Below are 26,865 nucleotides of genomic sequence, written 5' to 3' on the forward strand. Positions count from 1 at the left end.
ATGCTGGATGCCGAACGCTTCGACGCCATCCTGAAGCACTTCGAGGATTACGCGGCCTCCACCGCCGAGACCATCGAACGCGCTCCGCTCTTCGAGCCGTGGGAGGAGCCGCCGCCGCGACTTGCAAAAATTCATGTCACGTTCTTCAAGGATTTCGCGGCCAAGACCTACACCACCGACGACCTGACTTTGATCGAATTGCAGGAGCGCATCCAAAACGCTTCTGCGCGAAGGAAGGACGATCTGCCGTGGTTGAAGCTGGCGGAGTTCGGCAAGAAGCGCACCGCCGAAGGCAGCTTGCGCCACAATGCCAACGTGGTGCAGATCACCGGCGTCGAGCTGGACTATGACATTGAGCGGGTCAGTTTCGATGACGCAGTGAAGGCGGTCGAGGCGACGGGCATCCACGCGTTGCTCTATACGTCGGCATCTCACACGCCCGAGAAACCGCGCTGGCGACTCATTGCTCCAACTTCCAAGCCGTTGCCGCCCGAGATGCGGTACAAGTTGGCTGCGCGGCTCAATGGGGTCCTGAAAGCGACGCTTAACGTCGAGGTGATCGCCAAGAGTGACAGCTTCGCGCTCTCGCAGTCGTACTTCTACGGCTGGGTCTGCGACAGCCCAAAGCCCCACCATTGCGCGAAGGTCGTCCACGGTGCGTTTATCGATAAGCGCGACGATCTCGCCGTGTACGAGGCGACCGGTGGTCCCCACGCGAGCCGCAACACCGGCTCGGGCAATGCCGGCTCCGACACCAAGCCCGGCCGCAAGGACAATGAGTTGATGGCGCTGCTGGAGGCCAGCCGCACGCCCGGCGAGTGGCACAATTCTATCCGCGACGCGATTGCGACCATGATCGGCCGTGGCTGGTCCAACAGCGTGATCAGGCTGATGTGCAAGAACTACTGCAGCAATGGCTACAGCGATCACGACCTCGACGCCCTGATCGACGGCGCCCGGAAGAAGTGGGTCGCGCCGGACGAGGAGCCGGTCGACCCGGCCGCCGTCGGCGTAGACGACGTTGCACGACTGAACAAGGCGCACGCGGTGCTGCCCATCGGCGGCAAGACCCGCGTCGTGACGTTCGGCGAGCTGGATGAATTCCCCGGCCGCCAAACCATCGTGATGACCCAGTCCGTCGGCGACTTCGTATCCCTCACCAACAAATACCGGCATTTCTATCTGGACAAGAAGGGCGAATTGAAAAGCGAGCCCATGGGCAGCCACTGGATCGGAAGCCAACGGCGGCGGCAATACGACGGCGGCATGGCATTCATGCCGCAGCACGACGGCGACGTTGGCAACAGGCTGAACCTGTGGCGCGGCTTCGGCGTGAAGGCGGTCAAGGGAGATTGCTCGAAAGTTCTCGACTTCATGCGTGACATCATCTGTAGCGGTGACGAAGCGAATTTTGATTATCTGCGCAAACGCGAAGCCACCATCCTCCAGAAACGCATCCGCACCGAAGTCGCGCTCGGCCTGCAAACGAAAGAGGAAGGCTGCGGCAAGGGCTTCTATGAGAAGACAATGCGGCGGCTGACCGGGCACGCCATGCAGCTTGCGAATCCGAAGCACATCGTCGGTGCCTTCAACCCGCACCTGGAGTCACTGTTGCGGCTGACCGCCGACGAGGCGCTGTTTGTCGGCAACCCCGAACACCGCAACGCCCTGTTCAACCTGATTACCGAACCGGAGATGACAATCGAACCGAAAAACTGCGGCATCTACTCGGCCGCCAGCTATCTGAATATGACGATACTGAGCAACTCCGATCACTTCTTGCCGGTCAGCGATACCGCGCGGCGCTTCTTCATCCCGACCATGTCGGCCGCGCGCAAACAGGACTTCGTATATTTTAGTGCCCTGCAAAAAGAACTCGACAATGGCGGCTACGAGGCGCTGCTCTACCATTTGCTGCACGAAGTCGATCTCACGGACTTCAATGTGCGCGCGGTGCCGCAGACGGAAGGGTTGCGGCAGCAACGTGATCACGGCTTGCAGCCGCTCGATGCATGGTGGTGCGAACTGCTGGACACCGGCACACTGTGGGGAGCCGATCCGTCAGAGCCCAACAAGGCGGTCAGCAATTCCTACGACCGCCTGATCAAGATCGCCGTCAAGTCCCGCTATGGCGATACCAACACCCAGGTCCGGCAAGTCAAACAGCTCGGGCTCTACGATCAAGCAAGGCGGATCGAGCCGCGCCTGCGGAATTTCACCAACGATCGCCGCCTCGGTACATTCCTCAAAGAGATGGGCGGCCAGAACGAACAGAAGGTGCTGCGCAGGCAGGGCTGGACGTTTCCACCGCTGGAGAAGTTGCGCGCTGCATGGATCGAGCGCTTTCCCGGCTGGAAATGGCGCAATCCCGACATCACAGAGTGGTGTGCCGAGGAAGGTGACGATGTGGAAGAGATCGATGAAGCCGACATCGACGCCTGATTGGGCCTTGTTCGACTTTGTTCGACTTGCAAAGGAAAGTGGAACGGCCCAACCCCTTGATCCACAAGCGTTGTTCTACTGTTCTACTTGTTCGACTTCTAAAACTAAAAAAAGAGATGAGGAAAGCGAAGCGGAAGCAGGCGGGGGCTCTCTCTCTCTCTCGTTTCCGGTCGCGATTTTGGCCCAACAAGTCGAACATGTCGAACAAGTCGAACGGCTATTGATATTGCTGGACGTTTTTGTGTTCGGCTTCTGGAACGAAGTCGACCAAGTCGACCACGCCCGCTGCGCAGAATCGACGCCGATCAGGCGCGCGACTATGCCGACCAGCGAGCCGTCTATGACAAGGAAGCTACGCAGGATGTCGCCAAGGAGCGACCAGCCAATAGGCGCCGGCCATCTCAGCCAGGAATTTGCACTCGCCCCAATAGCAGGCAGGCAAAAGCCTTCCGAGCCAACCCGCGCGGAGGGCGTGGCGCAGCGGATCGAAGGCCGGCGACCGGGGGGGGAGGTTTAGAAATGGCCCAGCAAAGCCCCGAGAACCGCACGGGCTGGTCCTTATGCAATGGGATCAAATTCCTAAAAGGGGGTTGCCCGCTGTGACGGCATTTAGCCCGGGAGGTTCACCGTGAAAAAGGCGAAGGCGCACCTAGCACCGACGGCCGCCGCCCAGCGCATGCGGGAACACCGCGCGCGCCAGGCGAAGGGCGCTACGCGAATTGCCATCGATCTCGACTGGAGCGACGTAGATTGGCTTCGCAGCCAGGGCGTGTTGCTGGAATGGGATGAGCGCGATCGGAAAGAACTCTCAAAAGCTTTGAAGCTGGCGCTGCAGAAACTGCACCGCAAGTTACAGCGTAACGAAGGTTGAGGTCGCGATCTGCTATTTGAAGGTCGACTTCGAAATAATGAGGAGACGACAATGGTCGTCAAGTTATCAGCGACGGACCTAGAAACTGGCCGCCGTTTGGTTGCCCGCAAGATGGGGCGCTCGGTGGTTCGCATTTTGCCGGAAGCCGATGATTTGGTTGCCATCAATCGGATAACCAAGCAAATCCGCGAACTGCTCTGGCGCCGCGATAATCCTGCCAACATGCGCGCGTGTCGCGCGCTGGTCCGCGAGCAAGCTCGGCTGTCGCTTGCGTATGAGCGACGCCATGGGAAAGCTCCCAACATCAAGCACGTGTAAATGACAAACCTCCCAACTCTCGAAGAGCGCCGTGCGATCGAAGCGCAGGTTTCGCCCCAGCGGCGAGCCGAGATCGAAGGCCTCGTCAAATCGCTGGCACCAGTGATCGGCGATTTCGTCCTGGCGGCAATCAGGCCGCTGAGACAGCGGATCCAGGAACTCGAGTCGCGCCCGACACTCCGTTACCTGGGCATTTGGGATGCATCGCGGACATATCCGCCGGGGACCTTCGTCACACATGCGGGTTCGATTTGGCATACCGACCAGGAAACCACGGCCGTTCGGCCGGGTGACGGCGCAATTTGGCGACTGGCTGTGAAGCGCGGAGGCTCGAAATGACGTTCGAAGAGGCACAGCAATTGTTTATCGATCGTCGGAACGAGGCATTGGTCAAGCATGGAAATTACCTGCTGCTCGACAAAGGCATGAGCGTTGATGATGCGGCATTTCGCAAATCGATGCTGCGCTATGCTGGTGATCTCGAAGAGTGGCGCATGTGGGCAACGCAGGAAATCGCCATCCGCGCGTTCGGTGCGACGACGGCGCAATCGACGGAACGACACTAGATGCGTCCCTCGCACGTCGTCAGGAACGGCAGCAAAAGCGCCGGCGTCATCGGTTGTTGCGGCGGCTCTGACTCAGTGGCTCCTCCGGACAGCCAAATGGGATCGGGCTTTTGCTTGCTGTTCGCGGACAGCAACGGCGAAAACACGCAGCCCTGGCATGGAAAGTTGGTTGTTATCGTCTACAAAGCCACGGCGTCGAAGACCCTCAACAACCACCGGATCATCGTATCGCGTTGAGCCGCCGCCGAACAACTTGATCAGCAGCCTTTGTTCAAGCCTATCCAAGTCGTCCCAGTTCGCATCGGCCATAGTAGTCCGCCCTGTCCGTTGGGCTATCCACGCTGCGCGCGAGTCAATGCTTAGTAACGGGACGTGATTCGGGCGGCTTGGTGGCGGGGGCATCGTTTGTCCATTGGTCAGCGCCAGCAAGGGCCTCACAGCAGTTCCGAAACATAGGCCTTGCTTATTCCGCTGCTTCTAGTTCGCGCTCTTCTAGAGGCGAGGTGAACCGGACTGCCAAACTCAAGCCACGTCCGCTCCCGGGGGACTGGGAGACATTCTCCGGCCGCGCCATCAGGGCAGGTTTTGACCCGAAGCTGGCATGAGCAACCTGAAATCCTGCAGCGCAACGGTCTCCCTGTATGCCAAGGTGTGCTATCCTGTCTGTCGGAGGCGCGGACTGCGCTCACCTCAATTCAGACCTCTGGCCACGAGGTATGATCCGATGAAACGACGGGAATTCATCACGCTGCTTGGGGGGACAGCAGCTGCATGGCCGCTCGTGGCGCGTGCACAGCTTTCGTCCAAGCGGCCGCTCATCGGAGTTTTGGTGGCAGTCACGCGACCAGGTAATCCGGTGCTTAACGCCTTTGTCCAGGGTTTGCGAGAGCTGGGCTACGTCGAAGGCCAGAATATCGACATCGCATGGCGTTTCGCGGAGGGCCGCATGGATCGATTTCCTCAGCTGGCCGAGGAGTTGGTACGCCTTACGCCTGACGTGATCATGGTCGCTGTCACTCCGGCCGCTGTCGCGACAAGGAAGTTGACGCAGACGATTCCGATTGTTTGTCCATTGCTTGCCGACCCGATCCGCTTTGGTTTGATTGCGAGCGAGTCACGACCAGGAGGCAATGTCACTGGTCTACTGTTTCGCATTGAAGGCCTTGCAGGTAAGCAGATCGAGCTTGCGCGGGAGTTGATTCCAAATATGACCGCAATCGGGTTGCTGGTGAACGTCGCTAGTGGGGTGATTGTCGATCGTCAAGAAGCTGAGAGTGCAAGCCATAGGTTGGGTATCAGGTTGGTTGTCGCCGAAGTCCGGGCGCCCAATGATCTGGATACTGCATTTCAGGCATTGGCAAAGGACGGCGTCCAGGCGGTCATCGTGCTCGTCGATGGTATGTTATTCAACGAACGGGATCGGGTCGCCGCACTCGCTGCGACCGCAAAACTGCCAGCCATCTACGGATTCCGCGACCACGTCGATGCGGGTGGTCTAGTCAGCTACGGGGTCAGCCTGGCAGACAACTTTCGTGGTGCGGCGGCTTACGTTGTCAAAATCCTCAAGGGAGCCAAACCGGCTGATCTGCCGGTCGAATTTGCCACCAAATTGGAAATGGTGATTAACCTCAAAGCGGCGAAAGCGCTCGGCCTCACTGTGCCGCCGACGCTGCTCGCCAGAGCGGACGAAGTGATCGAATAACGGTGCAACTTGCAATGTTGCTGGCTGCGGCGCATGAGTCCGGAAGTGGCCCGAAGGCGAAGTGGTCTCATCGACCGTTGAGGTCTGCTGTTAGTTGCAGATCGGACCTGCCGCTCTGCTCACAGCTCGCGCTCCATCGCCGGGTGACTACGGTTCTTCACCTTGACCCAGTACTTGCTCCGCCCGGCCTGATAGGGCCGGTCTCGACGCTTAGACACCAACCCTTCCAGCCCCAATTTGCAGGCAGCTCGAAGGCCCAAGCTCGCCGCGTTCAAAAGGATTGATGAAGACACCTTCAGGACGCCGCGCCAAGCAGACGTGCCAAGTTGCTCTTTCCGCAGCGACAAGGGCAGCATGCGAAGGTCATCACCTCCTTCGGCGATACAGGATAAATGAAGCCTGCTTGTGCAACCAATCGCCAAGGATTCTACGGCTGTTCTTCAAGGATCAAGTTCACCGTCTCTTCTTGCCTGCTCGCCTTTTTGACTTCAGAACGTCGGCTTGGCTTTTGAAGGCGCGTGCTAAGGCTTGTAGTTCCTGAGATACCTCAGCATCTGCGACTGCCTTTGCAGCGCGCGCGGCCTTTTCAGCTTGCTTCCGCAGTTGTTTGATCTCCTTCGCCATCGAACACTCCGTTGCGCATCGGACGTTTAGCCGCAGATAATCATATCATCCCGCCGCCCGTGGATAAGTCGGGTGTCAGGGTTAGACCGGACCCGGCAGAGCGCAAGGTTGGACCGCCACTCTGGACCCCAAACCGACGTAGCGCCCCCGAACGTTCTTGTTCTGGCTGCGCCTGCTAAGCCTGAGCTTTCGATAGGGCATTCAGCAAGTCATCCTGTGCGAACGGCTTGCGTAAATAGGCGATGCATCCGGCGTCCATCGCCTCATTGCGCGTGGCCTCGTCGTCGCTCGCGGTCATGAAGATGACCGGCCACTTCGATCCCGATGCCGCAAGCCGGCGCTGCAGCGCGATCCCCGAAATTCCCCCGAGGTGAATGTCAAGCAGCAAGCAGGTTGCCGTCTGCACGTTGTCGCTCTCAAGCAACGCCTCGGCCGAGGCGAACGTCCGGCTCTCAATGCCGTGGCACGCCAACAGCCGTGCCACGCTCTTCAGAAGGCTCGCATCGTCGTCGATCACGACCACAACTGTCCGCTGCGCCATCATATCCGTGTCCCAGCCCCGAGGGAGAGCATATTGGGCTCCTGGGTTTCGGAAAACCCTTGATCTGGATCAACGGAAATCTAGTCCGCCCTGAAAACACACGACGAACGGATCGTCGGCTTTAGAAGCACTAGAATAGGACTAGACGCGAACGCAGGATGAGTGGCTTACGCATGTGCACTTCCGGAGATGGCCCATAGCTACCGGTGAGGCCGGGCTGCTACATGTCGGCTCAGAGCGGTAGACCGGAAGTTTGCAGCGGAGTGCTAGACTGACGCTTTTGACCCGCAGCAGGTCGCTTGCGGTGCTCATTCACTTCGGATTTCAGCTCTTCGCCCATGCGGACACCCGCGCCCAAATCATTGTTCGGTCGGCCGCAATCGCAGCGTCTAAACCTTCGTATGTAGCTCTTTAGTCGGATTTGACGTGCACTGAGAAATCCAAATCGGTAAGCATGCGCTTGGGACATGTGGGCGGGTGCGGATGATCAGGGCAGCACGGCAAAACTCTGAAGAGTGCCGCAAACTCGCGGCTGAGTATCGAGCACGCGCCAACATTGAAGGTACGACAAAGCGGGTCGCCAACCTGCTTTTAAACGTGTCCCAAACCTACGCTGGCCTTGCCGCCACCCTCGATTTGCTTGAACAGGTCCAGAACGAGGAGGCACAACGGCTCTCGCATCAGCGTAGGTCAGAGCCACCGGAACCATAGGTGTGTTGTGTGGCCCATCTCTGACCTTCGCGCCGTCCCCGTGTTGGGCTGCTCTCGGCCGCATACCGGACATACGGCTAACGGGATAAGAAGCACCAAGCAGCTCACCGCGACAGCCGGTCTGCTCCCGATGATCTGCGGCAGGCGCGTGAGCTGGCCCTGCTTGCGAGGAGGCCATCGAGACATTCATTGCGCATCGCGACATCGCCGCGCGCTCTGACGCCGTATGGCGGCGTCGTCATGGTGCTGTCCATCGCCTTGCGCATCAAACGCACGCTGGATGCCGCCGAGATCGATAAGATCATCTGGGACGTGGAGGCGCGCAAGGCGTTGGCGCTGAGCATCGGCGCCGGGCCGAGTGGCGCAACGCCGAGGTGGAGGCCGAGCGCTTTCGGGCGGGATGTGAACGCCTCGACGTCGTGCAACTGCCATCATGTGCACGAGATTGCGTGCAGTAATCGCCGGATCGGGAGGGGGCGGCGGATGTACCCGTGCCTGATGATCGAACGGCCCCGGAGTGCTTCACGCGCCGGGGCCGTTTTGGTTGGGTATGGCCTGTGGCTACCGCTGATGACCCAGACCGAGACCTAGCGCGAGCGCCTTCTGTCTCAACGAACCTTCGGACCGCTTCATCAGTTTCGAAAGTTTGGCGACAGGGGTGCGAGCCTTGGAATGCGCTTTGATCAGTTTCACGTCGTCATTCGTGTACTCTTTGCGTTTGGTCTTAGTCGTTTTAACCACTGATGCTCTCCGAGCCGATTGATGGGCGTGCTTAGTAGCACGCCGAACTGCATCATCAAGAGCAGTCCGCGATTTGTCGATGCCTTATGTGATGTCCTGATGGTGCTGTCCGTCGTGTTGCGGATCAAACGCAGGCTAGATGGTGTTGAGATTGACAAGATCATCTGGGATGTTGCTTCCACATTGCAATGATGGTGAACGCCTGTTCAATAAAGTGTCGCCCCTGTTCCCGGAACGGCGACTTTCCCAACGCGTTTGCCAACAGGGACGACGGATATGACCGTAGGTATGATCGCGGATGGCACCATGGTTGGTACAGCCATGATCGAGACCGCGCGGTGGTCATCAGGCGTCACCACACTTGGGACTACGACGACTAACGAAAGACCATCAACGAAAATGGCCCCGACTTTCGGAGCCATTTTTTTGGGTTGCGCTGTCAACCGCGAAGGCCGCTTCTGCGTGCATCAAAGGACAGTGGACTGCTCCGCCTAGGCCAAGCTGGTAGCCGAACAACCTCTGATCGGGCTGCTGAGGCTATGAGGTCCGGGCTCCTGCTCTTCGGGCTGCCTTATTGCTATCCGCGCTGTGCATTATAGTTCAATCGCGGTAAGCCGCCTTCCATTCCGAACTGAAAGCGACGGACGAATGGATGCTTGCGTCGCACTCAACCCCAACAGAGCTGGAGTCGAGGCGTTACGCTTTTACAATGCCCTTGACGAAGCTCGTCCGAAGGTTGCATGCTTTTCCTATTATGGTCGGACGTCTCTTCACGAGTTAATTTTACCGAGTAGGGGTGTGCCAATGAGTAATCCTGATCAGGTCTACAGCCGCACTACTATTTTGCTTGAACGTTTCAACGCTCTCGCTTGTAAGCTTTTTGAGTTGGAGGCGCTCCGGGATCGAGTAGCCTTAGCCGAGCGGAGAACCAGCGGTATGCCCCCGAGCAAAGGGCGAGCGGAGCTTGCTGGGCAAAACGCTGAAATTCGCCTCCATCTGAAGAGTCGGTCGCGATAAAAAGTTAGGTGGCACCCGTACGATTGCGGGCGGCGGCCTCTTGCGCCGATGTTGCCCAGCAGAGCCCAGCTTGCGCAGCATCCAGGCGACCACCGTCGTAAATTCCGAAGTGTTGGCGGGTCCAACGTCAGATTGACCTTGTGCAGGTTAGCTTAGGCCACAATTGAAAACCCCGAAGCCGAAACAATGGAGTGAAGGCGAAATCCAGCGCCTGCTGAAGCTGGTCCGCGATGGCGCTGGCGCTTCGAGAATAGCGGCCGAGCTGGGGCGCCACGTCGGTTCGGTGAGGCGAATGGCGCGGTCGAAAAGGATACTCCTCAAAAGGTAGCCTCCTTCCGGGTCGCGCGAAATAGTTCATTAGCTTGTGTGTGCGTAGATAGGAGCGTGCCGATTACCGCCGTTGCGGCACATTGAAATGGGAATGCCAGGCCCCGGCTGTTTTTCTCCCAACCTGCGGCTGTTTTCGACACGCCCGGTTGGCGGTCTCTTGCAGGAGGGATCGGCTTGGCCTTTTGTGCTACGGTCGCCGTTGAACTCAGTCCAGATGGCAGCGAAGGGCCGTCAGTCTGGTCGGCAGCCGCGCCAGATTTGCTTCGACTCTTGGAGCGCAAAAGCGAGGTCATCACATGCCCGGAGATCGGCACGAGGTCTCCGAGTCGCGTGGCCATCACCGTTTCTTTGATTGTCGCGTGTCGCGCGATTTTGGCGCTCTCGCGGCCTCAGCCTCTTCCACGCGCCTGCGTAGCTCTAGCAATTCGCGATACTGTCGCTCGAGCCGGTCGAGCCATTCGATCTTCTCGCGAGATTTATCGCGACAGTTCGTGCTGCTGTAGGATGAATACCTGATCATAAATTGACGCCTTTGGTTTAAGGCTGTCGCGACAAAAGATCAGAAAAAAAGTTCGCGGTTGATCAACCGTTATCCGCGATACGATAGCAGCGCAACAAACGTCGCCGGTTAAGCTTGATGTCCTGACCGGAAGTTACTTCTGGAACTTTTGAATTCGAGATAACCTACTCGCAGACAAGTCCGTCGTTGGTAACCGCGACGTGCCGACGCGACCGCCGCCGCGCAATGAGAGAGCGGGATGCGGCAGTGCGGAGACGACATATTGCGGATGTTGTCGGCACGCCCCAGCGCATCAGCGTCATCTCGGTCCCGGCTTGCGTGTTGCGGATCACGGGCGCGGGATAAACGGGAAAGCGCGGGGCATCGGCTGCAAGTTACGACGTAGCGATTGACTACGCCGCTGTAGAGCTTGCATAGAGAACGCCGGCCGCCGACCTACTGGACCTCGATTATCCGCTCCTTGGTAGCCCTCAAGCTGCGGACGTAGTACCCTTGTGCCTGAACGGCTGATTTGATTTCGTCGCTGACCTTCAGAACTCTTTTCCTGCTCTTGCGCCACTTATGCGCAGAGTAAAGCACTGGTATAGCGGAGCCTGTACTTAGAACGAGGAAATCGCGCTTGTCATTGCGATAGACATCAAACATCGTTCGCCCCCGCTGATTATATTGAAATAAGAATGAAATATGTATCGGTCGTCTCAAGGGACGAGTTTAGTATCTCGAATGGCCGTGCGGGTTGTAAATTTGCAACGTTACCCACGAATCATTGCGAGATCGAAGCGCTGTCCTGATGCCGTGGCAAAGTCTGCCTTGCTATTCTATCACCGGCCGCGCTGGATTAAGCCGGATGATGATCCCGGTGCGAAAGCGCGAGCGCGCCGAATTGGCGCTGTGCATGTAGCGTTGCGGGTTTCGCGGTGGCATCCGAATCCCGTCTCGCGTCATAGAGACTGTCGCGCGACCAGACAACTACGGATTCAGCCGGGAGCGAAGTGCGTGCAGCAGCCCCTTCGAGGAGGACGAAAATCCGGCGCTTATCTTGGTTGTCTTGTCGCTGGCCAATCGCTCTTGGAAGAAACGTCGGATTTGGCTCTTATTCGGCGAACTAGGCAAAGACAGCTCCGATTGAATGAATTTGAGCGCTTCCTCGTCAAGCAAATCCTCAATGACCTTTATGTTGCCGGATAACTCGCTGATGGTCGCTAGTCGGTTCGCGGAGATGCCATACAGTTGCGAATACCGCTTCTTCTCCTCCAAACCTTGCTTGTCCCCGTCTAAAAGAAACAAGAAATCCAAATTCCAGCCGACATGCAGCGATGCCAGCGCATCGAATGTTCCAGCTCCTAAAGCGGGGATAAACGGCAAATCTGGCATCCCTTGAAGTTTGGCCGCGTACCTTAGTATGTAGTAGTCAGATTTCCCTTCCAGAATGACCGATGACCGATTGATATCAAATCGAGAGGGAGCAACTTCAAGTCGATCAAGAATAGGTTGGAAATAGCTCGTCTGATTTGGATGTTCATTTACGAAGGAACGGTAAGACGCAACTTTTACGTCGAGAGATTCGTCGTCTAAGGAAATCTCATCCAGAATAGAGTTGCCCGGCGCATCGGCCCGGTTCGTAATAATGAATGTTTGCTCTAGCCATTTCGGCTCAATCATATAGTGACTATGAGTCGAATAGATCAGCATGTGGTCATCGCGGGCGATTCCCGGAAAGCAGTCGATCAGTTTTTGCTGGGCGGCGGCGTGGAGATTGGAGGCCGGTTCGTCGAACAAGAACAGAAGCTTGCGATCAGGACCTGCTCGCGAAACCCGAAATTGGGTGAACAGCATAAACGCAAAAAACCATCTAAATCCGAGTGATCGATCATTGATGTCGAACCGACGCGTGCCGTCCCTAATTTGGAACTTGATATAGATGTCGTGTTCTTGGGTCTTTGTGCTTACGCCTCTGTCATCAGTCTTTTCACCTTCGACGATGTCATAGGAGATTACGATTTCTTTTCCGCGAGTATCTTCGCCAAAAATTGTATTCCAGCGCCCGAACACTAAACGAGTGACAGCAACGCTTGCGCGATCCATAACATGTTGAATTTTATCTCTGCCGTCATGTTGCGCCCAGGCCGTAAAGAACTGGAGCCACGAGACGACCAGCTCCTTGCTTCGTATGCGCCCGACTATGTCTCTTTCAATAGTGTGGCCCCGACCGTCGTAGTCGAGGATATCTTGGAAAACGGTACTGTAAAAAGTATCAACTGAGTTTCCGCGGTCTGTCAGGAAAACTCTTTTTGGAAAATTGAAAACGAAAGTTGGAAAATACGCGATATCTGGGGTCAGCTCGTAAATCGCGTCGCGGAGAGCGACGGTTTCTTCATGTGTCGGAAGCCGCCACTTGTGCCGCTTATTCCCTCTGACTGATACGTTAGTGCGCATTGAAAAATAGTTGTTTTGAAAGTCGCCGTTAGCGAATCTTTGCTGCCGCTGGAAAACAAGTTCGTTTGGTAGGTCGTCAACCTCCAGTTTCGCGGTCTCTTTGACGGCTGCGGCGATCTGCTCCTTGTCGCTGTCGTTCAGCGCGACAGTCGCAGTCACCGAAACATCTCCGGTAAATGTCGAAATCAGATGTCGCGGCACCCTATCCTTGTATGGAATACCAATCCCTTTAGCGCCGCCGAGTAGCTCGCCGGTAGCGGATTCGGGTGAGAAGCTGTGAATGGCTTCGAGGACTGTCGTTTTTCCACTCTCATTCAGGCCGACCAGAGCAAAGACCGCTGCACCGCCAACACCATCGAGGTTGATTGTAGCGTCTTTGATCCCTTTGAAGTTTTGTATTCTGAACGATTTGTAGCGCACTGCATCCCCTTGCCAGTCAATTCACATATAGTGCCGTGGCAGCAATTTTCGCGAATCGCTATTGCGACACGATGGCACAATGCAGGGTAGCAACGCGAGGATTGGGAGGCTTGTCCCGGTTATTCACAGGGCTAGGGTGCGCGCACGTGATCGAGACCGGCAACGTGCGTTGGTCATTCGAGCACAGGGCTGAGGCTTGGGCGTGAGGAGGATAACGAACCGGCACTTGCAGCAATTTGGGCGTGAGTTAAGATTGATTCCGCTATAGCAGGGTGCCTCGATGCAATGCTCTCAGTGTCAAGGACCTGCTTATCGGTTGTCGCTGATCTGGGCCATATTGCTCGTTGCTTCTTGCCCGACGCAGGCTGACGACCAGCCGAAGCGCTTCCTCGAAATTCCAACAGAAAACGACAGCCTCACGTTTGATCTGAAAACTGTGCAGTTCCTTTCGCCAGGAAGATTTACGGTCATTTTAACGCGCATCGACAATCCCGACGTGATGAAGCAGCAGCTAAAGTCACTCGGAGTATTGAAGAATTATTGCGGCCAGCGCGATGGGAAATATCCTGCTCCGGCCGACCTTCTTCAACTTGGGCCGCCTGATCTACCGATCGAGCAAATAGAGGTGAAGAGTAGTCAGACCAAAGCTGGTGGCATGACCTACGCCTTCAAAATGGTCTCGTGGAAGTATCCTTACGTCAGGTTGGCAAGCCCGGCTTACTTACATTGCAAGCAATGGGGCCGGTCGGAGAATGAGCTTTACATGGAAGGCCACAACTTGATCGCTAACGGGCTTCGGACGAAAGAGCTATACGATTGCAAGCGAGGCCTGTCAGGATCGTTTATGTACGAAGATGACGATATATCAAAAGCCTTCACGGCACCCGTGCGCAAGGACACAAACGGTCTGGCTTGGTATCGCGCTGTTTGTCGTGCCGTATTGCAAGAAGAACCATATTTGCCGGAGTAGCGGCGGCGAAGTGATGCGGAGCATTACTCCCTCGAATATGCGACAGCTAATGAGCGCCCTCCGCCTTGAATTTTTGTGTTACTCCCTTCATGTCTATACTGAAGCAGGGAACAATGGGGGAGAGAAGGTTATGGTGGGAAAAAGGGCCTTCATGCTCTGCGTGGCAACGGCGGGACTTGCACAGCCTGCACTAGCTGAAGAAGAAATCAGGTTCGCGCCGAAAGCGTTCTTCAACGACGTCGGCGATAATGTCGAGGTCTCAGGGACACTAACCGGACCAGGCGTGGGGTATCCGAACAACACTAATGTTGTGACTTGCTTTAAGGAACGGAAAGAATGCTTCGTGATCACTGTCGAGGCGGAGAAGAATTATGTGTCGCGTGTGACAGGTCCAGGAATCATGCCCGTTACTTTGTGGACGAATGCCGAGATCGTCGCGCAAGATGAATCAATGTGCTCACGCACCACGATTTCGATTGAGCGTAAGCGTGGCGAGGTGTTGTGGGTCCAAGAGCCGATAAATCAGACGAAGACGTGGTGCGCGAAGTCGGAGTCACGGGTGCTGAAGTGGACTATCGGAGACCCGGCCTATTACAAGCGTATGCGGTAAAAGCGCGTCGCGGGTAGGTCATCGTACTAGTGACAAGGCTTTGCCCGACATCAGCGCGGGTCTGCCGTAGCAGTCATCCTTCGTGGGCCAGTCATTCTTCGTGCGCGTTGTGCTCTCCCGGCTGATCATCTTGCCGCGTGTGTCATAGGCCGTCGTCATGCCTTGGCTGTCGGTCGAAGACCGGCCGACGACATTCCCGCGCGCATTATACAGCGCGCGCTGTTGCGCCGACGCCGCGCCGGTCAGCAACGCGAACGCGAGCAGTGCGATTACCGTGTTGGTCATCGCGGCGAACAGGCTTTTAGGGACTCGCATCGAGTACACACGCCCGCACTTTGGGATGGCGCAAAAACCACTCCCGAAGGATCGATTGACTGACGTGAATTGATCACGCGCATATCCTTCTGCACCGTCAACAGCCCGACAGGCGTACCATCAGCATTCAATTCAACGAATACGTGAGCGCCCATGCGGTCGGCGAAAGCAAAAGCTCTGTTTCCGAGTCCGGGGGAGATGCCGATCCGCGCGTATTGACCGTCACTTTGGTTGGTGTCGGGGGAAGAAGTGATGAAAATGCTTCCGCTGAACCCTTCGATTTTGCACCGCAGCACGTCGGCCGAGGCGTCGGTCGCCAGAACCGCGAGCGCGGCCAGTGCGAGCAAGATCTTGGACATGGGATTTGTCATCCGCTGATCGTAGCGCGACCGTTACGGCCGCCGCCAGCCTTCACCGCCATACATACCGTTTGATCGGCAGTCATATTTTTTCGCGGCCGGGTCCGAGGCTCTCATCCAGCGCGGGGCCGAGGACGCATCACCGAACGATCCGGTAAGCCTTGGCCGCCTTCGGTCGCGGCGCTGGCGTATCCTTCGGCCGATGCCGGTGCAGCGCCCGCATCATCCCCATGCGCGCGAACATCGTCGGGCCATCACGCTCGGCGACCAGCAGCAGCGCTTCCATGGCGGCCTGCCATTCCGGGGCATCGTACTCAGCCTTGGGCAGCACCGTAACGTACAGGGCGGCGTCTCGTAGCGTGCGTAAGGGCTGCCGCCCGGGCAGAGCTATCGGATCGTCGAACGCTTGATTCCATCCCACGACGCCCGACATCCCCCAGATGAGCGACGACGAAATCCTGATCATGCGCGCGACCGTGATCGGCGGCGAGCGCTGCCAAGACGACTATGAAGTGCTGTGGCGCGGGCTGTCCATCGGCCGCATCAGGCGGGCCAACGGCCGAGCCGGCGCAGAGCTGTGGGCGTGGAATTGCTGGCTGGCCGGCAGGCCCTGCAAGGCGGATGAAGCCGGAGGCGGCGTTAGCCTCAACGACGCCAAGGCTCAGTTTCGGGAGGCATGGCACCGGATCAGAGTCCGGCGGCCGACGTTGCGAGGGCGAAGGGATACGCCGAGCGCGGGGGATGTCGGCGGAAGTAAGGTGGCGTCCCCGCTATCAGCCGCGTGGCGAAACGGGACATCCCCCTCAAGTTCCCACTCGTGCCATTTATACAAATAAAGACATAAGAGTTTCAACAAGTTATAACATCAGTTATGATCTCTCCGAGCGCGCCAATAGTCAGGCCAGAATATTCGGATCTGGCGGGAGGCCGTGAGCCGCCTCTATTTGCCCTGGATCTTCAGCCCGTTGGGACCGACATTGATTTGCAGGCCGTCGGGCTGCTTCTTCGTCTGGTAAAGATTGTAGCCGAGCACGGCTGCCGTGACGACCAAAGCACCGATGACCAGAAACAATAGGTTGCGGCTGATAGACATTTTTTTCTGAACCACTTGGTTGACGGCGAGAAAAACCCCGCGTGTGAACGCGGGGTGCCTTCAGTGCGCCGCCGGCGCACTGCTTGGATAATGCGGTTCGAAGGAACTGGTTCCGTTGAGGCTCGCCGCGTCGGAAAGGCCGGAGCCTATCTGGTCAGCGTGCCGTCGGGCCGGCTTGCCGGCCCCGTGCCAGCGTGTCGGACGGCGCTTCGTGGAAGGTCGCGCGGTAAGCTGCGGAAAACTCCCCCAAATGGTGAAAGCCTTGGGCGCGCGCGCATGTGGTGACGGTGGCGCCGCCGCCTTTGAGAAGGCGAGACCGGGTCGCCCACAATTTTTTCAGGCGAATGTACTGGTGCAGGCTCATGCCACGCACCTTGCTGACGGCGCCGCCAAGCGTCCGGATCGAGACGCCAAACTCGCCGGCGAGCTCGGCGGTATAGATCGGGGCAGTCGGATGTGCTGCGACATAATCGTCGATCCGCTGCACGAGCTTGATCGACCGCTCGCCCTGGACGGAGGCACTCCGGTCTGAGAGCGAATCGATGCGAAACAGATCGTCGAGCGCGAGCAGCAGGCCTTCCTGGAGATGGGCGGCGACCTCGGTCGTTTCGAACAAGGCCGGCTGCACCGACGCGGTTCGCAGAATGTCGAGCAGGAGCTGCCGTGCGTGGAGCAAAGCGGGGCGGTTCGCGCCATAGGTCCGCAAATCGTCCGCCTGATCAAACCAGCCCCGGTCACTCAGGCCGGGTGAGAAGATGATCATCGCATGATGATTGGTCCGCCGCTCGACGAAATGGCATTCATCGCTGCCGCGGAGCGCGATGAAGAAACGCGCGTCCAGATCCATGCCCTTGGAATTGACCTGAAGGTCGTCCGTCATGGGCAGGATCACCATCCCCCCGGGCATACGATAGGCGCCGTCGAGGATGCGCGCGAACGAGCGCATCATGACGATGCGGCAGCCGGGCAGAGAGACGACAGCGCGGGCCGCCGCGAAATTCCGGACGTCGAGCGGAATGCTTCTCGCATCCTCCATCGACTCGATCGGCCGAAACGCATCGACGTCGGCAAAGCCGATCAATTGAAGCGCCGAGGATGGGGCGAGGGCGTCGAACAACATGCGTGCGACCGGCTGCTGCAATATGACAATCAAATGAACGTCGGAACATCGCCATCAATGGCGAAACATCGCGCTTCAGTAAACCGGATTCCGGGCCGTAGTATTGCGGGCATCATGGCATGAAGCCCGGCGGATCGATGTCGTCTCAACGATCTCGAGTCATCGGCCGGCTGGAGGCGAGGTCGATGAAATGCAGCCGCGTGCAGGCGGGACAGGCGATGGAGGCAAAGCTCTGCGCCTCCTGTGTCTGTTGCTTCTCAAAATGTGTCTGCACATTCATGCCCGTCTGGGGACATCGAAAAACGATCAAATCGACCATCGTCGGAGAATGACGGCGTGGCGGATTGCGTCTTTGATCTAGATCAGTTTTGGAATGACTCCAGACCAACATCCTTGATCTCGCAAAAGCGAAGGGGCCCCGAAGGGCCCCTTTAGAATCACCAGCGGCGATAGCGTGGTCCGTAATAGCGAGGGCCACCGTAAAAGCGCGGTGCATATCGGGGACCGTAATAGGGCCGCGGGGCGTAGTATCCATAGTAGTTCGGGCGCCAGAAGCAGCGTCCCCAGGCGTCACAGACCATGCGGACCTGCTCGACGTCGGAAACCTGCGGCGTCGCAGGAGCAGGCGCGATGGGCATGGCGGACGCCGCCGATGATGCGACCAACGCACCCAACAGGGACGCGGCGACGAGGCCAATTCTAAGCTTCATGATGTCTTTCTCCGCTTACGCAATACAGGGATATCGAAGTTTGTTCTGATCAAATTGTGGCGGGACCGAAATGTAATGCTGATGAACAGGTCTTCAGCCCAGCCCGCCGCAGGCCTGACCTTTAGCTCCGCCAGACTATCCCAGGTTCGCGCTCTTGACCAATGGCGCGCTTGCTTTGCGCTCCGCAGGACATCGCCGCCATCCTTGATCCCGCGCAATTCGTTGGTGCAGCTTCGTCCCTAATTTTGGCGTCGTGGCCAGCTTTCGAGCATTTCGATGAGCTGGCTCGCGAGGTCGCTTTGGAGCTGTGCAATGGACAAAATGAGAATCGACAAGGGTGACTGGCTGGTCGTGTGCGACGGGCGCAAGGCGCTTATTCTGGAAAACCTCGGCGACGAGATGTTTCCGAACCTCCACACCAGGGAGGTGCACGAACAGCCCAATCCCTCGACCGGTGCGCAAGGGACCGACGCGCCGGGCAGGCTTCACGGCGCGGCCGGTAGCACGCGCAGCTCGGTGGAGCAGACTGATTGGCACGACGAGGCCGAGCGCGCCTTCCTGCGCGGCCTGGCCGGACGGCTCGATGCCGCCGTCAGCTCAGGCGAGACCTCGGCCTTGACCATGGTGGCCTCGCCGCGTGCGCTTGGGATGATTCGCGCCGATTATTCGGATTTGGTGCGCAAGGCACTCCAGGGCGAGGTCGGCAAGGACCTCGTCAAACTGCCGGTCTACGAGATCGAGAAGCAATTGCTGCTGTCCGGCGCCGCCAAATAGCGGCCCCCGCAGAGGACGCGCCTGCACCCCTCAGAAGCAGGGGTGCCGACGGCGGTCCTGGCCGACATAGGCGGCTGCGCTCTGGTAGCAATGGTTGGTCGACGGGCCGTCGTAAAAGGCGAACGTCCCGGGCGTGATGCCGGGCCCGTAATTGTGCAGATAGCTGATCGGGTAGGGCAGCGGGTTCGGGTAGTGGCGATGGTACCGGTGGTATCCCCGCGCCTCTGCGAGGCCAGGGGCAAGGATTGCGGCCGACAGGGCTGCAATCGCGGCTACAAGCTTCAACTTGCTCATCTCGAATCTCCGGAACCCGCACGAATAGGTCGGCTGTTTATAGCCAGTTCGGGCGGCCGGAACACCCGTCTGCAGCCCGGAAATCGACGCCAATCCCGCAGATTCCCGGGTGGGTGTGACAGAATTGCCGGTTCTGTGGTCCGGACTTGCCCATATTTGGCCTTTTCGAGATGCTTAACGAATTCCCCACACAAGTATGACCAAAGAGAATTAGCTCAAGACTCCTGTTGCCGGCTTCTCGGGGTTCATAGACCGGTCCATTCCTGAAGGCTTTCGCCGTCACCTCGCCATGCGCATCACGCTTCTGAGCCTGCTGTTGCTCTCGGTCGTCGCCGCCACGCCGGCGCGGGCCGAGCTGCATATTACCCGCGATCACGGCGGCTATGTCGAGGAGTACAAGGCCAAGTACAAGCGGGTCCGCGAGAAGGGCGAACGCGTCATCATCGACGGCATCTGCAACTCGGCCTGCACCCTGGTGCTCGGCATCGTGCCGATGAACAAGATCTGCGTGACGCCGCGCGCCAGCCTCGGCTTCCACCAGGCTTACTACGACAAGGCCTTCACTTTCGGCATCAAGGTCACCAGCGCGGAGGGGACGTCCGACCTGATGGCCTACTACCCCGACACGGTGAAGGACTGGATTCGCCGCAATGGCGGGCTGACCACCGACATGAAAAAGATCAAGAACGGCGTCGAGCTCTGGAAGATCATCGATCCGTGTCCGGACGAATGGTGAGCCGCTGAGCCGTCCGGTCCGTCGCAGCGCAGCATCGCCCGGACGAAATTGGCCGAAATTCGCATTGCCGCATCGGCCCCCTGTGAGGCAATGAGGGCGGCAATGAACCACGATCAAGAAGCCCTGGCCGCCCGCGCCGCGCCGATCCTGTTCGTCCTGCTCTGGAGCACGGGCTTCATCGGCACCAAATACGTCGTCAACAATGCCGATCCCTTGACCTACCTCGCGATCCGCATGGCGTTCGTGGTCGGTCTGATGGCGATCATCGTCGCGATCGCGCGACCGAAATGGCCGGATCGTATCGGCATCGCGCACAGCGCAGTCGCGGGCATTCTCGTCCATGGCTTCTATCTCGGCGGCACCGCGATCGCGATCGCGCACTCGATTCCGGCCGGGCTCTCCGCGCTCATTCCGGGCCTTCAGCCGATCCTGACCTCGACCATCGCCAACCGCTGGCTCGGGGAGAAGGTGACGCCGGTGCAATGGGCGGGGCTCGTGCTTGGCCTCGGCGGCGTGGTGCTGATCCTGCACGGCCGTCCCATGACCGGCGAAGCCGGGCTCGGCTGGCTCGCCTCGGTGGTCTCGCTGATCAGCATCACGCTCGGCACGCTCTATCAGCGCCGCTACTGCAACCACATCGACTGGCGCGCCGGCAATCTCGTGCAGTACGTGTCCGTCACGATCTTCTTCGCGATCGGCGCGTTCCTGTTCGAGGACCGCGTGGTGCACTGGACGCGCGAGTTCATGCTCGCGCTGGCCTGGCTCGCCGTGGCGCTCTCGATCGGGTCGATCGGGCTGCTGTACTGGCTGATCCGCCACGCCGCCGCCACGTCTGTTGCAAGCCTGTTCTATCTGGTGCCCGCCGTGACGGCGCTGATGGCTTATCTGCTGTTCGGAGAAAAGCTCGATGCGCTGGCGATCGCGGGCATGGTGATGTGCGCGGCCGCGGTGTTCGTGGTCAACCGACGCTTCTAGGGCCGGCGGGCCAAGCCGCTCGAATACATCCCTGACGTGCGCGGCGCGTTCGTGCTAGGGTCGGCGCATTTCAGTGCCCCTTTCACAGGTGATTTTCCATGAAGAAGGCGAGACGCGCATTGCTTGGCAGGTCCCTGAAGCCAGTCCGGATTGCCTGCATTAATTATGCAGAGGAGATGATGAGCGAGCAGGTGATGGCGCGGCTCACGGCCGCGCTGCAGAAATGCTATGACGAGCACTTCCTGCCGGTCTGGGGCTACCCCGTCGATCTCGACGTTACCCGCAAGCCGAAGCCCACTGACTGGCAGTTGGTCTATTTCGACGATGCGACCCACAAGAATTTCCTCGGGCGGCATGAATTGACGCATCGGGGACAGCCGATCTCGAAGATCTTCCTCAAGGCGCTGTCCAAGGACGATCCGGTCAGTCTGGCAGCCTCGCATGAGCTGTTCGAGATGGTGCTCGACCCTATGGCCAATCTGTGGGCCGACAAGACCCGGCACACCCAATACGCCTACGAGGTCTGCGACGCAGTGGAAGAGGACGCCTTCGTCGTCAACGATCTCCCGATGTCGAACTTCGTTTATCCGTCCTGGTTCGAACCCTTCAAGCATCCCCGCGGCACGAAGTTCGACCACATGGGATTGCTCAAGGAGCCGTTCTCGATGACCGAGGGCGGCTACGTCATCAAAAAGGTGAACGGCAGGAGATTGATCAAGCAGTTCGGCTCGCCCGAGAAGCGCCGGCGCTTCAACGCCGAGGACCGGCGCGGCCATCGCAGCGAATTTCGCGATCCGCAAGGCGAGCATCACCCGGGCCGGCGCGCAGCCAAGCGGTAAGGGTAGGGTATCGCTGGAGCCGTCTCCGGGCGCGTCCGCCCCCGGAGACTTGAGCGTTGCGATCAGCGCTTGGCCTTCGTGGCCTTCTTTTTCGACTTGGCAGCTTTCTTGGTGGCCTTCTTTGCTGTTTTCTTGGCCGCCTTCTTCGACGACTTCTTTGCAGCTTTCTTCGAAGTCTTCTTGGTGGCCTTCGAAGTTTTCTTCGGAGCCTTCTTGGCTTTCTTCTTGGACGCCTTCTTCGGCGCTACCTTCTTCGCAGCCTTCTTGGCGGCTTTCCTGACCTGCTTCACCGCAGTGACAGCGGCGTCCTTGGTCGCTTCCACGGCGGTGGTGATCGTGTCCATCGCCTGTTCGGTGATCGGCTTGTCGTCGTCCATATCGTCCCCCACGGTTTGCATGGAGCGGTGACGATAGCGCGTTTCATAATTGTGTCAAAGCAACGCTCAACCTTTGCGGATCTTTGCGTAGGCGGTGAGCGCGCGCTCTCGTCCCTTGGCATGATCGACGATCGGATGCGGATAGCTCTTGCCGAGCGTGACGCCGGCGCTCGCAAGCTCGATCGGTGTCGCCTGCCAGGGCTGATGGATCAGCTCGGGTGGCACATCCTTCAACTCGGGCACCCAGCGTCGCACATAGGCTCCATCCGGGTCGAACCTCTCGCCCTGGAGCACCGGATTGAACACGCGGAAATAGGGCGCCGCGTCGGCGCCGCAGCCGGCGACCCACTGCCAGTTGGCGGGATTGCTGCCGGCATCCGCATCGACCAGCGTGTCCCAGAACCAGCTTTCGCCGTCGCGCCAGTCGATCAGGAGGTGCTTGACCAGGAACGAGGCGACGACCATTCGCACCCGGTTGTGCATCACGCCAGTGTGCCAGAGCTCGCGCAGGCCGGCGTCGACGATGGGATAGCCGGTGCGGCCGCGCTGCCAGGCGGAGAGCGCCTTGGCGTCGGGCTTCCATGGGAAGCCGTCGAAATTCGCTTGCAGGTTTTCGGTTGCAAGATTGGGGTGGTCGTGCAGCAGGTGCCGGCAGAACTCACGCCAGCCGAGCTCGCTCAGGAACTTGTCGACGCCGGGTCCGATCGCGGGATTTTCCGCCGCGGCGAACCGCGCGGCGTGCCAGACCTGGCGCGGGCTGAGCTCGCCGAACCTCAAATGCGGTGACAGGCGTGAGGTGCCCTCTCGGTCCGGGCGGTCGCGATCGCCGACATAGCCTTGTGCGGTGTGCTTGAGGAAGTCGCGCAGGCGAGCGCGGGCGGAAGCTTCGCCCGGGGTCCATGTCTCGCGCAGGCCGCCGGCCCAATCTGGCTTGCCAGGCTCGAGCTTCCAGGTCTCCAGCGTGTCACTGGCGACCGTCGGCGCAGGACGCAGGTCCTTCGGCGCCGGCAGGGGCTTTGGCGGATCGCCGAGCGCCAGCACGCGCCGCCAGAATGGCGTGAACACGCGCAAGCCGCGGCCTTCCTTGTTGCGGATTACCGCGGGCGGAACGAGCAGGTCGCCGGGGAAACATTGCGAGTGCACGCCGATCTTTGCCAGCGCGGATTCGAGCTGCCGCTCAATCGCCTGATGCGGCGCCTGTGCGATCCCGTTCCAGTGGACCGTGCGGGCTCCGCTCTCACGCGCCACCTCCGCGATCACCCTGGCTGCCGGCCCCTTGCGCAGGATCAGCGATCCGCCGCGCGTGGCAATGTCCGCGCCGAGCGCCCGCAGCGACTGCGCCAGCCACCAGCGCGCCGCGGCGCCCGGCGCTCGCCCGGCCGAATCGTCCAGCACATAGAGGCAGATCACCGGCGCGCCGGTCTTCGCAGCCGCCTTGGCGGCAGCGTGGAGGGCGGGGTGGTCGGACAGGCGGAGGTCGTCGCGAAGCCAGACGATGATAGGCGGAGCGCTTGGCGTAGTGCTTAGCGTAGTTCTGGGCGTGGTCAGGGTGGCCTCGTTAACGATTTGGAAAGCATGTCGCGTGCTGCGATGGAACCGTCATTAATGCGACCGTAAGCCGATTGCACGAGTATGCAGGAATTACGGAGGTGATTTCATTCATGTACGGACGAGCAACGGCGAAGTTTCTGCCGCAATTCAAACTTGGCACCAAGGCGCTCCTGTGCGCGGTGCTGCTGATCGCCGTGAACACGGCGCTCGTGGTTGGCGCCGGCTATTGGTCGCTCAGCTCCGCTTTCAACGATCGTGCGCTCCGCGACATCGAGGTGAGTTTGCGCACGCTGGCGCTGGCTTTTGCCGAGGTCATCCCCGACGCAAAGATCACGATGCGGGATGGCGCGGTGGCGCGCGCCGAGATTCCCAAGATGCCGGACTTTAGGGATCACGCCATCGTCGATCGCGCGGTGTCCTATGTCGGCGGCAACGCGACCCTGTTCGTGTTCGACGATGCGAGCGGGCAGTTCGTGCGGCGGTCGACCAACGTGAAGAAGGAAAATGGCGACCGCGCCGTCGGGACCCAGCTTGCCGCCGATCATCCGGCGCAGGCGCTGCTGCGTCGTGGGGAGGCCTACAAGGGCCCGGCCACCCTGTTCGGCAAGTCCTTCATGACCGCCTATTTCCCGATCGCCGACGCCAGCGGCAAGGTCGCCGGCATCCTCTATGTCGGCATCCCGATGGCCCAATTCGAGAGCATGCTGGCCCACACCATCGAAAGCATGGCGATCGCCGCCGGGCTCGCGGCGCTGCTGGTGCTGGTTCTGACCTTGCTGGTCGTCCGCCGCGTCACCAAGCCGCTCACCTCAGTGACGCGCTCGCTGACCGCGCTCGCCGAAGGCCAGAGCGACGTCGAGATCGATTGCGAGAATCGCGCCGACGAGATCGGCGAGATCGCCCGCACGGTCGCGGTGTTCAGGAGCAATTCGCAGGAGCGGGCGCGGATGCGCAGCGAGCAGGCGGCCGCTTCGGCTGCGGCCGCCGAGCAGCGCAAATCCGAGCTGCGCAATTTCGTCGAGGAGTTCCGGGGCGGTGTCGGCGGCATTCTCGACAAGGTGCTGACATCGTCAGGCGAATTCGAGCGGACGGCGCGGCAGCTCACCGACACTGCGCGCTCCACCGCCGATCTGTCGGCGCGGTCGGCCGGAGCTTCCGAAAGCGCCTCCGAGCACGTGCGTTCGGCGGCGTCGGCCTCGGACGAGCTGTCTCAATCGATCTCCGAAATCACCCGGCGGGTGCAGGAATCGAACGTCATTTCCGCTGAGGCCGTGCGGCAGGCCGAGGCGACCGATCAGCGCATCGCGCAGCTCTCCGAGGCGGGCGCGCGCATCGGCGATGTCGTCAAGCTGATCACCTCGATCGCCGAGCAGACCAACCTGCTGGCACTGAACGCGACCATCGAGGCCGCGCGCGCGGGCGATGCCGGCCGCGGTTTTGCGGTGGTGGCCCAGGAGGTCAAGACGCTCGCCGGCCAGACTGCCAAGGCGACCGACGAGATCTCGAACCAGATCGCCAGCATGCAGCTTGCGACCGAGGAATCGGTTGTCGCCATCAAGGCGATCAGCCAGACCATCGAGCGCATCAGCGGCATCGCGGGCTCGATCTCGGCGGCGGTCGAGCAGCAGAAGAGCGCGACCCAAAACATCGTCGCCAGCGTTCGCGCGGCGGTATCGGGCACGGCCGATGTCGCCGTCAACGTCCGTCAGGCCGCCGAGGGTGCGAACGAGACCGGTGAGACGTCCAGCCGGATGTTTGCCTCCGCCCAGGCGTTGTCGGGCGAGAGCCTGCACCTGAAGGCCGAGGTCGAGGGCTTCCTCGAACGCGTGCGCGCGGCGTAAGAGCTAACATCGTCGTCCCGGGCGGCGCTGACGCATCGCCCGGAATGACAGTTCCGTTATTTCGGCTGCGGCACGATCCGGATGTAGGGCTTCGGCTCCTTCCAGCCTTGCGGGTAGATCGTCTTGGCCTCGTCGTTGGAGACCGAGCCCGCGATGATGACGTCGTCACCCTGCGACCAGTCGGCCGGGGTCGCGACGCGGTGCTTGGCGGTGAGCTGGAGCGAGTCGATCACGCGGAGGATCTCCTGGAAGTTCCGACCCGTCGTCATCGGATAGACCAGCACCAGCTTGATCTTCTTGTCCGGCCCGATGATGAAGACGTTGCGGACCGTCTGGTTGTCGGCGGCCGTGCGGGTGAGGGGATCGCCCGAGATCGCGGCCGGCAGCATGCCGTAGAGCTTGGAGACGTTGTAATCGGTGTCGCCGATCATCGGATAGTTCGGGGCCGCGCCTTGCGTCTCCTTGATGTCCTCCGACCATTTGGAATGGCGGTCGACCGGATCAACCGAGAGGCCCATCAGCTTGACGCCGCGCTTGTCGAATTCCGGCTTCAGCTTGGCCAGCGCGCCGAGCTCGGTCGTGCAAACGGGTGTGAAGTCCTTCGGGTGCGAGAACAGCAGCGCCCAGCTATTGCCGATCCAGTCGTGGAACTTGATCTTCCCTTCGGTGGTCTCGGCTTCGAAGTCGGGGGCGGTGGTGCCAATCGGAAGTGTCATGGTTCTACCTCATGTTATTGAATTTACTTGCGAATTCATCTTTGACCGTCGCGGCCATTATAGGGTCTCCGCGATCCCAAGTGAACGCTAACTGAACCGCTTCAAGTAAAATGTGAATTCCTTCTTTGAAGGCCTGATTTCCTAGCACCTTTTTGTTACAGCCGCGCCCGCGGCGAAACATCTCCACCGGGGCTATACGGGCGTGATTGCCCCGAGAAAGCCTTTTATGACTTCCATCACGCTCGCCCGGCGCTTGCCAGAACCAAAATGGTCCTGACAGCGACCAATTGGCAACTATCTCAAAGAGTCGCGATCCCGGTACCGAATCATTAACCACCCCTTTACG

30 protein-coding genes are annotated in these 26,865 nt (G+C 59.5%); 15 read left to right on the forward strand and 15 right to left on the reverse strand.

The genetic code is table 11. The features are described 5' to 3' along the window. From IVB36_RS21805 to IVB36_RS21825, 5 genes are all read left to right on the forward strand, one after another. Positions 1-2,442: a primase-helicase family protein gene (locus IVB36_RS21805; protein ID WP_247392958.1), complete on the forward strand. Its 2,442-nt coding sequence runs from the start codon at positions 1-3 to the stop codon at positions 2,440-2,442. Next, positions 2,420-2,959 carry a hypothetical protein gene (locus IVB36_RS21810; protein ID WP_247392959.1) on the forward strand — a complete coding sequence of 180 codons (540 nt, stop codon included), beginning with the start codon at positions 2,420-2,422 and terminating at the stop codon, positions 2,957-2,959. Before IVB36_RS21805 ends, IVB36_RS21810 begins: the two co-directional genes overlap by 23 nt. Positions 2,960-3,070: 111 nt before the next feature. Further along, positions 3,071-3,313, forward strand: coding sequence for a hypothetical protein (locus IVB36_RS21815; protein ID WP_247392960.1), 243 nt, complete (start codon positions 3,071-3,073; stop codon positions 3,311-3,313). 51 nt (positions 3,314-3,364) lie between these two features. Further along, the gene (locus IVB36_RS21820; RefSeq protein ID WP_247392961.1) at positions 3,365-3,631 is read left to right on the forward strand and encodes a hypothetical protein; all 267 of its coding nucleotides are present in this window, start codon (positions 3,365-3,367) and stop codon (positions 3,629-3,631) included. Positions 3,632-3,966: 335 nt separating this feature from the next. Then, complete coding sequence (locus tag IVB36_RS21825; RefSeq protein WP_247392962.1) at positions 3,967-4,197, forward strand: hypothetical protein; 231 nt, start codon at positions 3,967-3,969, stop codon at positions 4,195-4,197. A gap of 72 nt (positions 4,198-4,269) precedes the next feature. Here the strand turns inward: IVB36_RS21825 and IVB36_RS21830 are convergent, their stop codons facing one another. Continuing rightward, positions 4,270-4,506, reverse strand: coding sequence for a hypothetical protein (locus IVB36_RS21830; protein ID WP_247392963.1), 237 nt, complete (start codon positions 4,504-4,506; stop codon positions 4,270-4,272). Positions 4,507-4,921: 415 nt separating this feature from the next. On the opposite strand from IVB36_RS21830, the gene IVB36_RS21835 reads away from it, so the two are divergent. Beyond that, positions 4,922-5,899: an ABC transporter substrate-binding protein gene (locus IVB36_RS21835; protein WP_247392964.1), complete on the forward strand. Its 978-nt coding sequence runs from the start codon at positions 4,922-4,924 to the stop codon at positions 5,897-5,899. A 453-nt stretch (positions 5,900-6,352) separates the two neighbouring features. Here the strand turns inward: IVB36_RS21835 and IVB36_RS21845 are convergent, their stop codons facing one another. Beyond that, positions 6,353-6,523, reverse strand: a complete 171-nt coding sequence (locus IVB36_RS21845) for a hypothetical protein (RefSeq protein ID WP_198288278.1) — start codon at positions 6,521-6,523, stop codon at positions 6,353-6,355. Between the two features lie 175 nt (positions 6,524-6,698). Beyond that, on the reverse strand, positions 6,699-7,067 hold the full coding sequence (locus tag IVB36_RS21850) for a response regulator (protein ID WP_247392965.1): 369 nt from the start codon (positions 7,065-7,067) through the stop codon (positions 6,699-6,701). A gap of 897 nt (positions 7,068-7,964) precedes the next feature. On the opposite strand from IVB36_RS21850, the gene IVB36_RS21855 reads away from it, so the two are divergent. Next, positions 7,965-8,366, forward strand: a complete 402-nt coding sequence (locus IVB36_RS21855; RefSeq protein WP_247392966.1) for a hypothetical protein — start codon at positions 7,965-7,967, stop codon at positions 8,364-8,366. Positions 8,367-8,537: 171 nt separating this feature from the next. Continuing rightward, positions 8,538-8,708: a hypothetical protein gene (locus IVB36_RS21860; protein WP_247392967.1), complete on the forward strand. Its 171-nt coding sequence runs from the start codon at positions 8,538-8,540 to the stop codon at positions 8,706-8,708. 2,110 nt (positions 8,709-10,818) lie between these two features. Here IVB36_RS21860 and IVB36_RS21865 read toward each other — a convergent pair. Both IVB36_RS21865 and IVB36_RS40520 read right to left on the reverse strand, forming a co-directional pair. Next, positions 10,819-11,028: a hypothetical protein gene (locus IVB36_RS21865; RefSeq protein WP_247392968.1), complete on the reverse strand. Its 210-nt coding sequence runs from the start codon at positions 11,026-11,028 to the stop codon at positions 10,819-10,821. Between the two features lie 324 nt (positions 11,029-11,352). After that, on the reverse strand, positions 11,353-13,239 hold the full coding sequence (locus tag IVB36_RS40520; protein ID WP_247392969.1) for an AAA family ATPase: 1,887 nt from the start codon (positions 13,237-13,239) through the stop codon (positions 11,353-11,355). A 316-nt stretch (positions 13,240-13,555) separates the two neighbouring features. Here IVB36_RS40520 and IVB36_RS21875 point away from each other — a divergent pair, with 316 nt between their 5' ends. Next, complete coding sequence (locus IVB36_RS21875; RefSeq protein WP_247392970.1) at positions 13,556-14,209, forward strand: hypothetical protein; 654 nt, start codon at positions 13,556-13,558, stop codon at positions 14,207-14,209. Between the two features lie 49 nt (positions 14,210-14,258). Continuing rightward, the gene (locus tag IVB36_RS21880; RefSeq protein WP_247392971.1) at positions 14,259-14,819 is read left to right on the forward strand and encodes a hypothetical protein; all 561 of its coding nucleotides are present in this window, start codon (positions 14,259-14,261) and stop codon (positions 14,817-14,819) included. An 18-nt stretch (positions 14,820-14,837) separates the two neighbouring features. On the opposite strand, the gene IVB36_RS21885 is transcribed toward IVB36_RS21880, so the two are convergent. The 6 genes from IVB36_RS21885 to IVB36_RS21910 all read right to left on the reverse strand — a co-directional run bounded on the left by IVB36_RS21885 (position 14,838) and on the right by IVB36_RS21910 (position 18,416). Continuing rightward, positions 14,838-15,104, reverse strand: coding sequence for a hypothetical protein (locus IVB36_RS21885; protein ID WP_247392972.1), 267 nt, complete (start codon positions 15,102-15,104; stop codon positions 14,838-14,840). Further along, complete coding sequence (locus IVB36_RS21890; protein ID WP_247392973.1) at positions 15,101-15,493, reverse strand: hypothetical protein; 393 nt, start codon at positions 15,491-15,493, stop codon at positions 15,101-15,103. The genes IVB36_RS21885 and IVB36_RS21890 overlap by 4 nt, the downstream gene beginning before the upstream one ends. Before the next feature lie 139 nt (positions 15,494-15,632). Continuing rightward, entirely contained in the window at positions 15,633-15,959 is a 327-nt protein-coding gene (locus IVB36_RS21895) for a hypothetical protein (RefSeq protein WP_247392974.1), read from the reverse strand. A 474-nt stretch (positions 15,960-16,433) separates the two neighbouring features. Then, entirely contained in the window at positions 16,434-16,586 is a 153-nt protein-coding gene (locus tag IVB36_RS21900) for a hypothetical protein (RefSeq protein ID WP_247362422.1), read from the reverse strand. A 154-nt stretch (positions 16,587-16,740) separates the two neighbouring features. Further along, the gene (locus IVB36_RS21905; RefSeq protein ID WP_247362424.1) at positions 16,741-17,706 is read right to left on the reverse strand and encodes an AraC family transcriptional regulator; all 966 of its coding nucleotides are present in this window, start codon (positions 17,704-17,706) and stop codon (positions 16,741-16,743) included. 437 nt (positions 17,707-18,143) lie between these two features. Continuing rightward, positions 18,144-18,416 carry a hypothetical protein gene (locus IVB36_RS21910; protein WP_247362426.1) on the reverse strand — a complete coding sequence of 91 codons (273 nt, stop codon included), beginning with the start codon at positions 18,414-18,416 and terminating at the stop codon, positions 18,144-18,146. A gap of 312 nt (positions 18,417-18,728) precedes the next feature. Here IVB36_RS21910 and IVB36_RS21915 point away from each other — a divergent pair, with 312 nt between their 5' ends. Continuing rightward, positions 18,729-19,190, forward strand: a complete 462-nt coding sequence (locus IVB36_RS21915) for a host attachment protein (RefSeq protein ID WP_247392975.1) — start codon at positions 18,729-18,731, stop codon at positions 19,188-19,190. Positions 19,191-19,220: 30 nt separating this feature from the next. Here the strand turns inward: IVB36_RS21915 and IVB36_RS21920 are convergent, their stop codons facing one another. Then, positions 19,221-19,484 carry a hypothetical protein gene (locus IVB36_RS21920; protein WP_247362432.1) on the reverse strand — a complete coding sequence of 88 codons (264 nt, stop codon included), beginning with the start codon at positions 19,482-19,484 and terminating at the stop codon, positions 19,221-19,223. Positions 19,485-19,773: 289 nt separating this feature from the next. Here IVB36_RS21920 and IVB36_RS21925 point away from each other — a divergent pair, with 289 nt between their 5' ends. The 3 genes from IVB36_RS21925 to IVB36_RS21935 all read left to right on the forward strand — a co-directional run bounded on the left by IVB36_RS21925 (position 19,774) and on the right by IVB36_RS21935 (position 22,034). Next, positions 19,774-20,220: a hypothetical protein gene (locus IVB36_RS21925; RefSeq protein ID WP_007603109.1), complete on the forward strand. Its 447-nt coding sequence runs from the start codon at positions 19,774-19,776 to the stop codon at positions 20,218-20,220. A 102-nt stretch (positions 20,221-20,322) separates the two neighbouring features. Continuing rightward, positions 20,323-21,195 (forward strand): DMT family transporter, encoded by an 873-nt coding sequence (locus IVB36_RS21930; protein WP_247392976.1) that lies wholly within the window; start codon positions 20,323-20,325, stop codon positions 21,193-21,195. A gap of 98 nt (positions 21,196-21,293) precedes the next feature. Next, positions 21,294-22,034, forward strand: coding sequence for a hypothetical protein (locus IVB36_RS21935; RefSeq protein ID WP_085351318.1), 741 nt, complete (start codon positions 21,294-21,296; stop codon positions 22,032-22,034). Between the two features lie 62 nt (positions 22,035-22,096). Here the strand turns inward: IVB36_RS21935 and IVB36_RS21940 are convergent, their stop codons facing one another. Both IVB36_RS21940 and IVB36_RS21945 read right to left on the reverse strand, forming a co-directional pair. Continuing rightward, on the reverse strand, positions 22,097-22,411 hold the full coding sequence (locus IVB36_RS21940) for a hypothetical protein (RefSeq protein ID WP_018455277.1): 315 nt from the start codon (positions 22,409-22,411) through the stop codon (positions 22,097-22,099). A gap of 66 nt (positions 22,412-22,477) precedes the next feature. Further along, positions 22,478-23,977 (reverse strand): deoxyribodipyrimidine photo-lyase, encoded by a 1,500-nt coding sequence (locus tag IVB36_RS21945; RefSeq protein WP_346731058.1) that lies wholly within the window; start codon positions 23,975-23,977, stop codon positions 22,478-22,480. Between the two features lie 95 nt (positions 23,978-24,072). Here IVB36_RS21945 and IVB36_RS21950 point away from each other — a divergent pair, with 95 nt between their 5' ends. Further along, positions 24,073-25,803 (forward strand): Cache 3/Cache 2 fusion domain-containing protein, encoded by a 1,731-nt coding sequence (locus IVB36_RS21950; RefSeq protein ID WP_247392977.1) that lies wholly within the window; start codon positions 24,073-24,075, stop codon positions 25,801-25,803. 56 nt (positions 25,804-25,859) lie between these two features. On the opposite strand, the gene IVB36_RS21955 is transcribed toward IVB36_RS21950, so the two are convergent. Further along, entirely contained in the window at positions 25,860-26,519 is a 660-nt protein-coding gene (locus IVB36_RS21955) for a peroxiredoxin (RefSeq protein ID WP_018455274.1), read from the reverse strand. Positions 26,520-26,865 lie beyond the last annotated feature (346 nt).

This window comes from Bradyrhizobium sp. 35 (genome assembly GCF_023073215.1).
GTDB classification, from domain to species: Bacteria; Pseudomonadota; Alphaproteobacteria; order Rhizobiales; family Xanthobacteraceae; genus Bradyrhizobium; species Bradyrhizobium canariense_D.

What these genes read in the sequence shown, in the direction of transcription:
- IVB36_RS21890 (WP_247392973.1), bottom strand. Translation starts at nt 15,493, where the DNA reads ATGTCCAAGATCTTGCTCGCACTGGCCGCGCTCGCGGTTCTGGCGACC.
- IVB36_RS21930 (WP_247392976.1), top strand. Translation starts at nt 20,323, where the DNA reads ATGAACCACGATCAAGAAGCCCTGGCCGCCCGCGCCGCGCCGATCCTG.
- IVB36_RS21845 (WP_198288278.1), bottom strand. Translation starts at nt 6,523, where the DNA reads ATGGCGAAGGAGATCAAACAACTGCGGAAGCAAGCTGAAAAGGCCGCG.
- IVB36_RS21820 (WP_247392961.1), top strand. Translation starts at nt 3,365, where the DNA reads ATGGTCGTCAAGTTATCAGCGACGGACCTAGAAACTGGCCGCCGTTTG.
- IVB36_RS21915 (WP_247392975.1), top strand. Translation starts at nt 18,729, where the DNA reads ATGGACAAAATGAGAATCGACAAGGGTGACTGGCTGGTCGTGTGCGAC.
- IVB36_RS21910 (WP_247362426.1), bottom strand. Translation starts at nt 18,416, where the DNA reads ATGAAGCTTAGAATTGGCCTCGTCGCCGCGTCCCTGTTGGGTGCGTTG.
- IVB36_RS21805 (WP_247392958.1), top strand. Translation starts at nt 1, where the DNA reads ATGCTGGATGCCGAACGCTTCGACGCCATCCTGAAGCACTTCGAGGAT.
- IVB36_RS21825 (WP_247392962.1), top strand. Translation starts at nt 3,967, where the DNA reads ATGACGTTCGAAGAGGCACAGCAATTGTTTATCGATCGTCGGAACGAG.
- IVB36_RS21850 (WP_247392965.1), bottom strand. Translation starts at nt 7,067, where the DNA reads ATGATGGCGCAGCGGACAGTTGTGGTCGTGATCGACGACGATGCGAGC.
- IVB36_RS21810 (WP_247392959.1), top strand. Translation starts at nt 2,420, where the DNA reads ATGAAGCCGACATCGACGCCTGATTGGGCCTTGTTCGACTTTGTTCGA.
- IVB36_RS21860 (WP_247392967.1), top strand. Translation starts at nt 8,538, where the DNA reads ATGGGCGTGCTTAGTAGCACGCCGAACTGCATCATCAAGAGCAGTCCG.
- IVB36_RS21835 (WP_247392964.1), top strand. Translation starts at nt 4,922, where the DNA reads ATGAAACGACGGGAATTCATCACGCTGCTTGGGGGGACAGCAGCTGCA.
- IVB36_RS21920 (WP_247362432.1), bottom strand. Translation starts at nt 19,484, where the DNA reads ATGAGCAAGTTGAAGCTTGTAGCCGCGATTGCAGCCCTGTCGGCCGCA.
- IVB36_RS21895 (WP_247392974.1), bottom strand. Translation starts at nt 15,959, where the DNA reads ATGATCAGGATTTCGTCGTCGCTCATCTGGGGGATGTCGGGCGTCGTG.
- IVB36_RS21925 (WP_007603109.1), top strand. Translation starts at nt 19,774, where the DNA reads ATGCGCATCACGCTTCTGAGCCTGCTGTTGCTCTCGGTCGTCGCCGCC.
- IVB36_RS21830 (WP_247392963.1), bottom strand. Translation starts at nt 4,506, where the DNA reads ATGGCCGATGCGAACTGGGACGACTTGGATAGGCTTGAACAAAGGCTG.
- IVB36_RS21935 (WP_085351318.1), top strand. Translation starts at nt 21,294, where the DNA reads ATGAAGAAGGCGAGACGCGCATTGCTTGGCAGGTCCCTGAAGCCAGTC.
- IVB36_RS21885 (WP_247392972.1), bottom strand. Translation starts at nt 15,104, where the DNA reads ATGACCAACACGGTAATCGCACTGCTCGCGTTCGCGTTGCTGACCGGC.
- IVB36_RS21955 (WP_018455274.1), bottom strand. Translation starts at nt 26,519, where the DNA reads ATGACACTTCCGATTGGCACCACCGCCCCCGACTTCGAAGCCGAGACC.
- IVB36_RS21880 (WP_247392971.1), top strand. Translation starts at nt 14,259, where the DNA reads ATGAGCGCCCTCCGCCTTGAATTTTTGTGTTACTCCCTTCATGTCTAT.
- IVB36_RS21950 (WP_247392977.1), top strand. Translation starts at nt 24,073, where the DNA reads ATGTACGGACGAGCAACGGCGAAGTTTCTGCCGCAATTCAAACTTGGC.
- IVB36_RS21865 (WP_247392968.1), bottom strand. Translation starts at nt 11,028, where the DNA reads ATGTTTGATGTCTATCGCAATGACAAGCGCGATTTCCTCGTTCTAAGT.
- IVB36_RS21940 (WP_018455277.1), bottom strand. Translation starts at nt 22,411, where the DNA reads ATGGACGACGACAAGCCGATCACCGAACAGGCGATGGACACGATCACC.
- IVB36_RS21900 (WP_247362422.1), bottom strand. Translation starts at nt 16,586, where the DNA reads ATGTCTATCAGCCGCAACCTATTGTTTCTGGTCATCGGTGCTTTGGTC.
- IVB36_RS21905 (WP_247362424.1), bottom strand. Translation starts at nt 17,706, where the DNA reads ATGTTGTTCGACGCCCTCGCCCCATCCTCGGCGCTTCAATTGATCGGC.